Origin of the sequence: Pseudomonas sp. K5002 (assembly GCF_013386655.1) — a bacterium.
Lineage (GTDB): Bacteria > Pseudomonadota > Gammaproteobacteria > Pseudomonadales > Pseudomonadaceae > Aquipseudomonas.
This window is the reverse complement of sequence record NZ_JACARK010000079.1, coordinates 392-12,580: the sequence shown is the minus strand read 5'-3', so window position 1 is coordinate 12,580 and position 12,189 is coordinate 392. Positions and strand designations below refer to the sequence as shown.

The window sequence follows — 12,189 nt, the reverse complement described above, 5'->3', positions numbered from 1 at the left end:
CTGCTGGCCGCCGGACAAACCGAGGGCCGACTCGTGCAGGCGGTCCTTGACCTCGTCCCACAGCGCCGCGCCTTTCAGTGCCCACTCAACGGCTTCGTCGAGGACGCGCTTTTTGTTGATGCCCTGGATGCGCAGGCCGTAGACCACGTTTTCGTAGATGGTCTTGGGAAACGGGTTGGGCTTCTGGAACACCATGCCCACCCGGCGCCGCAGCTCGGCTACGTCTTCGCCCTTGCGGTAGATGTTGGTGCCGTACAGGTTGATCGCGCCCTCGACGCGGCAGCCGTCCACCAGATCGTTCATCCGGTTGAAGGTGCGCAGCAGGGTCGACTTGCCGCACCCGGACGGGCCGATGAAGGCGGTCACGCGCTGCTTCGGAATGTTCATGCTGACGTCGTACAGCGCCTGCTTGTCGCCGTAGTACAGGCTCAGGCCCGGGACTTCGATGGCCACGGTTTCCTGGGCCAGGCTCAGGCTCTGCTTGTCGCGACCCAGGGCTGACATGTTGATGCCGTGGGAATGGGTTTCATGTTGCATGGGATGCTCCCTGTGCTACCAATTCGTTTTGTGGGAGCGGGCTTGCTCGCGAAGGCGTCAGGTCAGTTGACCTATGTATGACTGATACACCGCATTCGCGAGCAAGCCCGCTCCCACATTTAGTCCGCGTTCACTTCAATTAACTGTCCAGCGCTTTGTATTTTTCGCGCAGGTGGTTACGAATCCACACCGCCGACAAGTTGAGCGTGGCGATCACCAGCACCAGCAGCAAGGCGGTGGCGTACACCAGCGGCCGCGCGGCTTCGACGTTGGGGCTCTGGAAGCCGACGTCATAGATATGGAAGCCCAGGTGCATGATCTTCTGGTCCAGGTGCAGGTACGGGTAGTTGCCGTCCACCGGTAGCGACGGCGCCAGTTTCACCACACCCACCAGCATCAGCGGCGCCACTTCACCGGCGGCGCGGGCCACGGCGAGGATCATGCCGGTCATCATCGCCGGGCTGGCCATCGGCAGCACGATCTTCCACAGCGTTTCCGCCTTGGTCGCGCCCAGTGCCAAAGAACCTTCACGTACGGTGCGAGGAATCCGCGCCAGGCCTTCTTCGGTGGCCACGATCACCACCGGTACCGCCAGCAGCGCCAGGGTCAGCGACGCCCAGAGCAGGCCAGGCGTACCGAAGGTCGGTGCCGGCAAGGCCTCGGCGAAGAACAGCCGGTCAACCGAGCCGCCCAGTACGTACACAAAGAAGCCAAGGCCGAACACGCCGTAAACGATGGCGGGTACACCGGCCAGGTTGTTCACCGCGATGCGGATGATCCGCGTCAGGGTGTTCTGCTTGGCGTATTCACGCAGGTACACCGCCGCCAGCACGCCGAACGGGGTCACGATCATCGCCATGATCAGGGTCATCATCACGGTGCCGAAGATCGCCGGGAAAATCCCGCCTTCGGTGTTGGCTTCCCGTGGATCGTCGCTGAGGAATTCCCAGACCTTGCTGAAGTAGAAACCAACCTTGGTCATGTAGCCCATGGCGTTCGGCTGGTAAGCGTGCACCACCTTGCCAATGCCGATTTCGATTTCTTTGCCGTTGGCATCGCGGGCGGTCAGGCTGTCGCGGTTGAACTGGGTGTGCAGGTCGGCCAGGCGGGCTTCGATATCCTTGTAGCGGTTGTTCAGTTCGGCGCGGCCGCTGTCCATGTCGGCCTGGGCGGTGGCGTCCAGCTTGCCTTCCAGCTCCAGCTTGCGACCGTGCAGGCGGATGCGTTCGAGGCCGGCGTTGATGGCGCCGATGTCGGACTTCTCGAGGGTCTTGAGCTGGGCCGCGAGCTTGTTGACGCGGTCCACGCGGGCTTGCAGTTCCGGCCAGGCCGCCTCGCCTTCGGCGATCACCTTGCCGTCCTGCTTGACGTTGACCAGGGTGCCGTAGAAGTTGCCCCACTCACGACGCTCGATGGCCATCAACTCGACCGGCTTGGTCTGGTTGGTCAGCCACTCGCCGACGATCCAGGTGAAGTCATTGCCGTTCAAGTCACGGTTGCCGACCTTGATCAGCTCGCGGGTCATGAACTCCGGGCCTTGGTCCGGCACCGGCAAGCCAGCGCTTTTCAGGCGCTCGCGGGGCACTTCTTCTTTCTGCACCACTTCGCCGACGACGATGTGATTTTCCTGGCCCGGCACGTTGTAGTTGGCCTGGATCAGGTCGGCCGGCCAGAAGTGGCCCAGGCCACGCACGGCAATCACGGCAAGCAAACCAATGGTCATGATGACCGCGATGGACACCGCGCCACCGCTGATCCAGACGCCCGGGGCGCCGCTCTTGAACCATCCATTCAGGGAGTTCTGTTTCACAGACTTCTACCTTTCTTAAAGCGACGAGTATTTCTTGCGCAGACGCTGACGAATCAGCTCGGCGAGGGTGTTCATGATGAAGGTGAACAGCAGCAGCACCAGCGCCGAGAGGAACAGCACGCGGTAGTGACTGCCGCCGACTTCCGATTCGGGCATTTCCACCGCGACGTTGGCTGCCAGGGTGCGCAGGCCTTCAAACAGGTTCATCTCCATCACCGGCGTATTGCCGGTGGCCATCAGCACGATCATGGTTTCACCGACCGCGCGGCCCATGCCGATCATCAGCGCCGAGAAGATGCCTGGGCTGGCGGTCAGGATCACGACGCGGGTCATGGTCTGCCATGGCGTGGCGCCCAGGGCCAGGGAGCCCAGGGTCAGGCCGCGCGGCACGCTGAACACGGCGTCTTCGGCGATGGAGTAGATGTTCGGGATCACCGCGAAACCCATGGCCAGGCCGACTACCAGGGCGTTGCGCTGGTCGTAGGTGATGCCCAGGTCGTGGGAGATCCACATGCGCATGTCGCCGCCGAAGAACCAGGTTTCCAGGTACGGGCTCATGTACAACGAGAGCCAGCCCACAAACAGGATGACCGGGATCAGGATCGCGCTTTCCCAGCCATCCGGGACCCGCAGGCGGATCGACTCAGGCAGGCGGCTGAAGACGAAGCCGGCCACCAGGATGCCAATCGGCAGCAACATCAGCAGGCTGAAAATCCCCGGCAGGTGCCCTTCGACATACGGCGCCAGGAACAGGCCGGCGAAGAAGCCGAGGATCACCGTCGGCATCGCTTCCATCAATTCGATCACCGGCTTGACCTTGCGGCGCAGGCTCGGGGCCATGAAGTAAGCGGTGTAGATCGCAGCGGCAACGGCCAGTGGTGCGGCCAGCAGCATGGCGTAGAACGCGGCCTTCAGGGTACCGAAGGTCAGGGGCGCCAGGCTCATCTTGGGTTCGAAGTCGGTGTTGGCGGCGGTCGATTGCCAGACGTATTTAGGTTCGTCGTAGTTTTCGTACCAGACCTTGCTCCACAGCGCGCTCCAGGAAACTTCAGGGTGCGGGTTGTCCAGCAGCAGCGGTTGCAGCTTGCCGCCGGCCTCGACGATCACACGGTTGGCCCGTGGCGACATGCCGAAGATACCGTTGCCGTCGACCACCTGGTCCACCAGCAACGTACGGTGGGCAGTGCTGTGGAACACACCGAACTTGCCGGAAGCGTCGAGGGCGGTGAAGCCTTTGCGACGTTCTTCAGCAGTGATTTCAACGATAGGCGCGGTGCCCATCTGGAAGGTACGGATCTGCTTCAGGCGTTGTTCGCCGTCCGGGTCGCGGGCCATGAACCACTGCGCCAGGCCACCGCTGGAGTTACCGATGATCAGCGAGATGCCGCCCACCAGTTGGGTGCTGGCCGTGACTTGCGCCACGCCGTCTTCCAATAATTTGTAGCGACCGTTGAGGCTGTTGTCCCGCAGGCTGAAAACGTCGGCCTGGGCGCGACCGTTGATCACGTACAGCCACTGCTGGCGCGGATCAACGAAGATGGCTTTGACCGGCTCGGTCATTTGCGGCAGCTCGATGCGTTTCTGCTCGGTGGTGACTTCCTCGGTCATCATGTTTTCTTCACGGCTGATGGACAGCACGTTCAGATGGGCACCACTGGAACCGGCCACCACCAGCGTCGAGTCGGTCGCGTTCAAGGCGACATGCTCAAGGGAGCGGCCTTGTTCGTCGAGGACGATCGGTGTTTCGCCGTAAGGGTATTCAACGGCGGGCGAGATGGTCTTCTTGCCGTCCGGGTACGACACTTTATAGGTGTGGCGGAACACCAGGGACTGGCCGTTGGACAGGCCGAGGATCACCAGCGGGCTGCCGGGCTGGTCTTCACCAATGGAGGCGACTGTCACGCCCGCCGGCAACGGCAGGTCAACGCGCTTGAGTTCGGCACCCGTGTCAACGTTGAAGAACAGCGCCTGGCCCTTGTCGGAAACCCGCATGGCGACCTGGTTCTGTTCTTCCATGGAGATCATCAGCGGCTTGCCGGCATCCTGCAGCCAGGCAGGCGCGAGGGCCTCTTCCTTGGTCAGGTTGGCGCCGTGGAACAGCGGCGCGACCACGTAGGCGAGGAAGAAGAAGATCAAGGTGATCGCGCCCAGGACGGCAAGGCCGCCAATCAGCACGTACCAGCGGGTCAGGCGATCCTTGAGCGCGCGGATGCGGCGCTTGCGTTGCAGCTCAGGCGTATTGAAATCAATGCGCTTGGGGGGAGAAGTCGTCGTCATGGTGGAATTGGCCAGATCATTCATGCGCACACCCTAGCGATCCTGTATGACAGAAAGATGACAATGCAGTGACGCAAGAAATCCGCCGCGTAGCAGGGCTGGCAGCGGATTAAAAAATGGGGGGCGAGGTCCAGGTCTTACAGACCCCGCCGAGGCCTTGAACCGTGGGTAAACCGCGGTTCCAGGCAGGTTTACCGGCGGCTTATTTGCCACCTTCTTTCAGGCCCAGGTCAGCCAGTGCCTTGGCGGCAACTTTGGCTGGCAGCGGGATGTAGCCGTCTTTCACTACCACTTCCTGGCCCTGTTTGGACAGAACCAGCTTCACGAACTCGGCTTCCAGCGGGGCCAGAGGCTTGTTCGGGGCTTTGTTGACGTAGACGTAGAGGAAGCGCGACAGCGGGTATTTGCCGTTCAGGGCGTTTTCTTCGCTGTCTTCGATGAAGTCAGTGCTGCCTTTCTTGGCCAGGGCCACGGTTTTCACGCTGGCGGTTTTGTAACCGATGCCCGAGTAACCGATGCCGTTCAGCGAGGAGCTGATGGACTGCACAACCGACGCCGAACCAGGTTGTTCGTTCACGTTAGGCTTGTAGTCGCCTTTGCACAGGGCTTCTTCCTTGAAGTAGCCGTAGGTGCCGGATACCGAGTTGCGACCGAACAGTTGCACTGGCTTGTTGGCCAGGTCGCCGGTCACGCCCAGGTCGCCCCAGGTCTTGACGTCAGCCTTGGCGCCGCACAGACGAGTCGAGGAGAAGATCGCGTCGACTTGTTCCATGGTCAGGTGCTGGATCGGGTTGTCCTTGTGCACGAACACGGCCAGGGCATCCACGGCAACCGGGATCGCGGTTGGCTTGTAGCCGTACTTCTGCTCGAAGGCAGCCAGCTCGGTGTCCTTCATCTTGCGGCTCATCGGGCCCAGGTTGGAGGTGCCTTCAGTCAGTGCAGGAGGTGCAGTGGCGGAGCCGGCGGCCTGAATCTGGATGTTGACGTTCGGGTATTCCTTTTTGTAACCCTCAGCCCACAGGGTCATCAGGTTTGCCAGGGTATCGGAACCAACGCTGGACAGGTTGCCCGACACACCAGTGGTCTTCACGTAAGCCGGAATCGCCGGGTCAACACCAGCGGCTACCGCGTTAGCGGTCGCAACGCCAGCAGCGACAAAAGTCATTGCCGCCATCAAACGTTTCAGTTTCATGCCTTGCTCCTAGCAGATAGGGATAGTTGGATCGGGGCCAAGTATCGGTAGGCCGTGTGAACACTCTATGTCTGGAATATGACAATTAGATGAAAGGCCAGCATTTATGAAAAAGCTGACAGGAAGGAGAAACGCCAATAAATCCGGGGCTTGCGAGGAGGTTGGAGCGATTTCGTGGAAACAATCTGTAATCGTTGTAAGGCAAAATCTGTGGCGAGGGAGCTTGCTCCCGTTGGGTCGCGTAGCGGCCCCCAGAATGGAACCGCTGCGCAGTTCAACGGGAGCAAGCTCCCTCGCCACAAGGTTGTCCGGCAGTTTTCAAAAACGTGTCAGCGCCCGCGCTTCCACAGGTACCCACCCACCGCCATCCCCATCACGCACAGGGCAGCCACGTAGTAAGCAGGGCCCATCGGGCTTTCCTTCATCAGCAGCGACACCGCTAACGGCGTCAGGCCACCGAATACGGCGTAGGCGACGTTGTAGGAGAACGACAAACCGCTGAAACGCACCACCGGCGGGAACGCTTTCACCATGACATAGGGCACCACGCCAATGGTGCCTACAAACAGGCCGGTCAAGGCGTACAGCGGGAACAGCCAGTCCGGGTGAGCCATCAGGCTGTGATAGAGCGTCCAGGACGTTGCCAGCAACAAGGCACAACCGATGATCAGCACGCGCCCGGCACCAAAACGGTCGGCCAGGGCGCCGGAAGCAATACACCCCAGGCTCAGGGTGACGATGGCCAGGCTATTGGCCTGCAGCGCCACCGTTGGGCTGAAGTGGTAGATCGTTTGCAGCACGGTCGGCGTCATCAGGATAACCACGACCACACCGGCCGACAGCAGCCAGGTCAACAGCATCGACAGTACGATGGCGCCACGATGGTCACGCAACACCGCGCGCAACGGCAGCTCGGCCGCCAGGGTCTTGCGCTGCTGCATCTCGGCGAAGATCGGGGTTTCGTGCAGCCAGCGACGCAGGTACACCGACAACAGGCCGAACACACCCCCCAGCAGGAACGGAATGCGCCAGGCGTAATCCGACACCTGTTCCGGGCTGTAGAGCGTGTTGATGGCCGTGGCCACCAGCGAACCCAACAGAATGCCGGCCGTCAGGCCGCTGGTCAGGGTGCCGCAGGCATAACCGATGTGACGGGGCGGTACGTGCTCGGACACGAACACCCACGCGCCCGGCACTTCACCGCCAATCGCCGCGCCCTGGATCACGCGCATCAGCAGCAACAGGATCGGCGCCCACAGGCCGATCTGCGCGTAGGTCGGCAGCAGGCCCATGATCAGGGTCGGCACGGCCATCATGAAGATGCTCAGGGTGAACATCTTCTTGCGCCCCAGCAGGTCGCCGAAGTGCGCCATGATGATCCCGCCCAGCGGCCGCGCCAGGTAGCCGGCGGCGAAGATGCCGAAGGTCTGCATCATGCGCAGCCATTCGGGCATGTCCGCCGGGAAGAACAGCTTCCCGACTACCGTCGCAAAAAATACGAAGATGATGAAGTCGTAGAACTCCAGCGCCCCGCCCAAGGCAGACAGCGACAGGGTTTTGTAGTCGTTGCGGGTCAGCGGGCGCGAAGGTTGCGCACTGCTTGCGGGCACGGAGGACATGGCAAGGCTTCTCTTATAGTAGTCAGGACGGCAAGCCCGGGACTTGCGGCAGGCTTGGCAAGATAGCAAATCGCTTGAAAAAGCACAGCGTTGAGCCGTTAACAGTTCAGATCCGCGAAATATTTCCGCAGCAGACGTGCAATTAATATGAGCAGGAGCACAGTTGCCGGAAAAAGCCGCGATACAGCGTCTATTTACCGACCAAATGAGCGTCGGGAGGTCGTCGTGGCGCCGACGGCTCGATATACTCGGCCCTTGCAAGCGCCAGACCCGCATCCTTGAGGGGCTGCTGTGCCAAAACGCCGTTGGTTATACACCAGCCGATTTGGCAGAGTTTCCCTTTAGTACGCCTTACGAGAAACGCATCGAGCGGTGTATGTTGGTGCTGAAACGTTTTTCCAGAAGACGGCTATCCACTTGAAATACCCATAAAGCGTCACGGGTCAGAGGCACCGGCATGATCGAACTCGAACAAGAAGATCCTATCCCGCAAGGCGATCTCGCCCTGCAAATCACCGCACTCCCGCGTGAAACCAACGGTTTCGGCGACATCTTCGGCGGCTGGCTGGTCGCGCAGATGGACCTGGCCGGCACCGCCATGGCGAGCAAGGTTGCCGGTGGCCGCGTAGCCACCGTGGCGATTGATCGCATGGCATTCCTGGTGCCCGTGGCCGTCGGCGCGCAGTTGTCCTTCTACACCCAGGCCCTGGAAATCGGCCGCAGCTCGATCCAGATGATGGTCGAAGTGTGGAGCGACGACCCGCTGTCCAGCGAATGGCGCAAAGTCACCGAGGCGGTGTTTGTGTTCGTTGCCATCGATGGCAGCGGCCGCACCCGCTCGGTTCCGTCGCGGGCGCGTTAAACATCGCGACGTTTTGACGGTCCATTGCCCCATTGTCTGCCATTGAGAGCGCGCGCCTATGTCTACGCCCAACGTTGAAACCGTAAAACTGGATGAGCTGAACGCTTGGCGCATCCGCCACAACGGCGCCGAATTGGTGGTGGCCCAGCAAGGCGCGCACATCGTGAGTTACCAGCGCACCGGCGAGAAGCCGCTGATCTGGCCCAACGATCAGGTGCTGTTCAAGAAAGGCAAAGGCATTCGTACCGGCGTGCCGGTGTGCTGGCCGTGGTTTGGCGTATTCGACCGCAACCCGCAGAGCGTCAAGGCCATGTACCAGGGCGCCGAGCCGGCCGGTGCCCATGGTTTCGTGCGGACCGCTGACTGGACGTTGGCTGGCGTTGAGGCTGAAGGTACAGCGCTGAGGGTTGAGCTGGAGCTGCCGGTGCCTGAAGGTGGCTTCCCGGGTTGGCCGCATCAGGTCGACCTGAAGATGAGCATCCTGCTGGATGATCAACTGCACATCCGCCTGACCAGCCACAACCACGGCGCCGAGACCGTCAGCCTCAGCCAGGCGCTGCACAGCTATTTTGCGGTCAGCGATGTACGCAACGTGCAGGTCGACGGCCTGGACGGGCGGGACTATATCGATACCGCCGACGGCTGGACGCCAAAGCAGCAATCCGGGCTGCTGCACTTCACCGCCGAGACCGACCGCATCTACCTCGACACCCCGACTCAAGTGAACATCGTCGATAAAGACTGGCAGCGCCGCGTTCAGCTCACCAGCACAGGCTCGCGCTCGACGGTGATCTGGAACCCGTGGACCGAACGTGCCAAGGCTTTCAGCGACATGGCCGACGACGGCTGGCAGGGCATGTTGTGCATCGAGACCGCGAATGTGCTGGACGATGTGGTGACGCTGGCGCCGGGTGAAAGCCATACCCTGGGCGTGAGCATCAGCGGTATCGCCCTGTAACCCCAATCAAAAATGTGGGAGCGGGCTTGCTCGCTAATGCGGCGTTCCAGTTAGTGCATGTGCTGACTGACACACCGCATTCGCGAGCAAGCCCGCTCCCACATTAGGTTCTGCATCAGATCAGAGATCCGATTCCTTGACCGCCCGCACCTTCCCCGCATCCAACGCATACGCCGCATCGGCCAGGTCATTGTTGACCTTCTCCACCTTCAGCGTGCCCGTCACCCACAGCGGCGTGTAGATGTCATCCAGCTTCAAGCCCTTGGGATAACGCACCAGCACCAACTGGTTGGGCGGCGGTGGCGGAACGTGGATGCAGGCGCCCGGATAAGGCACCAGGAAGAACAGCGTGCTGCGGCCCTTGGCGTCGGTTTCCAGCGGCACGGGGTAGCCGCCAATGCGAATATTCTTGCCGTTCATGGCAGCCACCGTCTTGGTGGAATACATAACCGCCGGCAAACCCTTGCTCTGCTTCAGGCCACCCTTTGCGGTGAACGTGCCTTGGGCTTCCGGGGAGTTGTGGTCGATTTCCGGCATTTCTTCGAGGGCTTTCTGGTCCGACTTGGGCATCAGTTCCAGCCAGTCGGTTTCCGGCAGTTCGCCAGCGTGGGCCAACCCGGTGCATAGAAGAAGGGATAACAGAAGACGGCGCATGGAGAGGCTCGGCAAGGATTACAGTGCCGGCATTCTAGCCCTCTGCGCCTGCGCAGCGCAGAGGGCTTGGTCGCTAAATTACTTCTTTTTCAGCAGACCGTAGATCACCAGCAGCACCACGGCACCCACCAGCGCACCAATGAAGCCTGCGCCCTGGCCCGCCTGATAGATACCCAGTGCCTGGCCACCATAGGTCGCAACCAGCGAACCGGCGATACCCAGCAGGATGGTCATGATCCAGCCCATGCTGTCGTCGCCTGGCTTCAGGAAACGCGCCAGCAGGCCGACGATCAAACCGATAAAGATGGTCCCAATGATACCCATGGCATTTCCCTCTGATTGAAGTGAATTCAGTCAAAGCCTAGTCAGACTTTGGCTTCCTGCAATCAGAGGGTGGCGGGTACCAATGGTTCCGCCCGGCCTTGGGTTATTGCTCGGCGATCAGCGCTTCGACCTTGAGGATCTGCGCTTGCAGCGTCGCGCGATCCTTGCAGCGCAGGTTGGCGTGGCCGACCTTGCGCCCGGCCTTGAACGCCTTGCCGTAGTGATGCAGATGGCAGTCATCAATCGCGATCACGCGATCAACCGGCGGCACCACGCCGATGAAGTTGAGCATGGCGCTCTCGCCGACTTTTGCCGTGGAGCCCAATGGCAAGCCCGCTACCGCCCGCAGGTGGTTTTCGAACTGGCTGCACTCGGCGCCTTCGGTGGTCCAGTGCCCGGAGTTGTGCACGCGCGGGGCGATTTCGTTGGCCTTGAGGCCACCGTCGACTTCAAAGAACTCGAACGCCATCACGCCGACGTAATCCAGTTGCTTCAGCACACGGCTCGAATAATCTTCGGCCAGGGCTTGCAGCGGGTGATCGGTGCTGGCCACGGACAGCTTGAGGATGCCGCTGTCGTGGGTGTTGTGCACCAGCGGGTAGAAACGCGTTTCGCCATCGCGGGCACGCACGGCAATCAGCGAGACTTCACCGGTGAACGGCACGAAGCCTTCCAGCAGGCAGCCGACGCTGCCCAGTTCGGCGAAGGTACCGACCACGTCGGCGGCGGTGCGCAGGACTTTCTGGCCCTTGCCGTCGTAACCCAGGGTGCGGGTCTTCAACACGGCCGGCAGGCCGATGGAGGCGACCGCGGCGTCCAGGTCAGCCTGGGACTGGATGTCGGCGAAAGCCGGTGTCGGGATGCCCAGGTCCTTGAACATGCTCTTCTCGAACCAGCGGTCACGAGCGATGCGCAAGGCTTCGGCGCTCGGGTATACCGGCACGAACTGCGACAGGAAGGCCACGGTTTCAGCCGGGACGCTTTCAAACTCGAAGGTCACCAGGTCGACTTCATCGGCCAGCTGGCGCAGGTGATCCGGGTCGCTGTAGTCCGCACGCAGGTGTTCACCCAGGGCAGCTGCACAGGCATCTGGTGCCGGATCCAGGAAAGCGAAGTTCATCCCCAGCGGCGTACCCGCCAGGGCCAGCATGCGGCCCAGTTGGCCGCCACCGATTACACCGATTTTCATCAATCAACCACCTCAGGCAATGCGTGGGTCTGGATTGTCCAGGACGCTGTCTGTCTGCTCAGCACGGAATTTTTTCAGCGCCGCGTGGAACTGCGGGTGCTTGGCGCCAAGGATGCTGGCGGACAACAAGGCAGCGTTGATCGCGCCGGCCTTGCCGATCGCCAGGGTGGCCACCGGAATACCGGCGGGCATCTGCACGATGGACAACAGCGAATCCACGCCCGAGAGCATCGACGACTGCACCGGTACGCCCAGCACTGGCAGGTGAGTCTTGGCTGCACACATGCCTGGCAGGTGAGCTGCGCCGCCGGCACCGGCGATGATTACCTCGATGCCACGGGATTCTGCTTCATCGGCATACTGGAACAGCAAATCCGGAGTGCGGTGGGCGGAAACCACCTTCACTTCGTAGGGAATGCCGAGTTTTTCCAGCATATCGGCGGTGTGGCTAAGGGTGGACCAATCGGACTTGGAGCCCATGATCACGCCAACCAATGCACTCATCGTCGTGCCTCTTCTCTCTGGGCGCCCGCAGGCGCGTCAAAAAACAACAAGCCACGCGGGAAATCCAGCGTGGCTTGTTGTACGAATTAAGGCCGGTTGGACCGGCCGAAGGCCGCGCAGTATACCGTAATAACGCAGATAAACAGCCCCTGGAATGACCATCTGTCTTACACCTCAAACAGGCGGTTTTATTGACTTCCAGGTCAGCGAACACACCACAAAAAGAATGTGGGAGCGGGCTTGCTCGCGAATGCGGTGGATCA

11 protein-coding genes are annotated in these 12,189 nt (G+C 61.2%); 2 read left to right on the top strand and 9 right to left on the bottom strand.

Features of this window, described 5'->3' with window-relative positions; all coding sequences use genetic code 11:
* The 5 genes from HX846_RS04965 to HX846_RS04945 all read right to left on the bottom strand — a co-directional run.
* Positions 1 to 537: phosphate ABC transporter ATP-binding protein (locus HX846_RS04965; protein WP_178965059.1), on the bottom strand; the 537-nt coding region annotated here is incomplete at its 3' end.
* Between the two features lie 139 nt (positions 538 to 676).
* Complete coding sequence (gene pstA, locus HX846_RS04960) at positions 677 to 2,347, bottom strand: phosphate ABC transporter permease PstA (RefSeq protein ID WP_008439475.1); 1,671 nt, start codon at positions 2,345 to 2,347, stop codon at positions 677 to 679.
* Between the two features lie 15 nt (positions 2,348 to 2,362).
* The gene (locus HX846_RS04955; protein ID WP_174717804.1) at positions 2,363 to 4,396 is read right to left on the bottom strand and encodes an ABC transporter permease subunit; all 2,034 of its coding nucleotides are present in this window, start codon (positions 4,394 to 4,396) and stop codon (positions 2,363 to 2,365) included.
* Positions 4,397 to 4,826: 430 nt separating this feature from the next.
* Positions 4,827 to 5,816, bottom strand: coding sequence for a phosphate ABC transporter substrate-binding protein PstS (locus HX846_RS04950; RefSeq protein ID WP_003213401.1), 990 nt, complete (start codon positions 5,814 to 5,816; stop codon positions 4,827 to 4,829).
* Between the two features lie 329 nt (positions 5,817 to 6,145).
* The gene (locus HX846_RS04945; RefSeq protein ID WP_003213403.1) at positions 6,146 to 7,435 is read right to left on the bottom strand and encodes an MFS transporter; all 1,290 of its coding nucleotides are present in this window, start codon (positions 7,433 to 7,435) and stop codon (positions 6,146 to 6,148) included.
* 457 nt (positions 7,436 to 7,892) lie between these two features.
* On the opposite strand from HX846_RS04945, the gene HX846_RS04940 reads away from it, so the two are divergent.
* Together HX846_RS04940 and HX846_RS04935 are read left to right on the top strand one after the other, a co-directional pair.
* Entirely contained in the window at positions 7,893 to 8,297 is a 405-nt protein-coding gene (locus tag HX846_RS04940) for an acyl-CoA thioesterase (RefSeq protein WP_003176975.1), read from the top strand.
* Positions 8,298 to 8,355: 58 nt separating this feature from the next.
* A complete protein-coding gene (locus HX846_RS04935; protein WP_102370180.1) occupies positions 8,356 to 9,255 on the top strand; it encodes a D-hexose-6-phosphate mutarotase in 900 nt (299 codons plus the stop codon).
* Positions 9,256 to 9,375: 120 nt separating this feature from the next.
* Here HX846_RS04935 and HX846_RS04930 read toward each other — a convergent pair whose 3' ends face one another.
* The 4 genes from HX846_RS04930 to purE form a co-directional block, all read right to left on the bottom strand.
* Positions 9,376 to 9,909 carry a DUF3299 domain-containing protein gene (locus HX846_RS04930; protein WP_023659290.1) on the bottom strand — a complete coding sequence of 178 codons (534 nt, stop codon included), beginning with the start codon at positions 9,907 to 9,909 and terminating at the stop codon, positions 9,376 to 9,378.
* Positions 9,910 to 9,987: 78 nt separating this feature from the next.
* Positions 9,988 to 10,233, bottom strand: coding sequence for a GlsB/YeaQ/YmgE family stress response membrane protein (locus tag HX846_RS04925; protein ID WP_003213408.1), 246 nt, complete (start codon positions 10,231 to 10,233; stop codon positions 9,988 to 9,990).
* Between the two features lie 103 nt (positions 10,234 to 10,336).
* A complete protein-coding gene (locus tag HX846_RS04920) occupies positions 10,337 to 11,422 on the bottom strand; it encodes a 5-(carboxyamino)imidazole ribonucleotide synthase (RefSeq protein ID WP_102370181.1) in 1,086 nt (361 codons plus the stop codon).
* A 12-nt stretch (positions 11,423 to 11,434) separates the two neighbouring features.
* A complete protein-coding gene (gene purE, locus HX846_RS04915) occupies positions 11,435 to 11,926 on the bottom strand; it encodes a 5-(carboxyamino)imidazole ribonucleotide mutase (RefSeq protein ID WP_003213411.1) in 492 nt (163 codons plus the stop codon).
* Positions 11,927 to 12,189 lie beyond the last annotated feature (263 nt).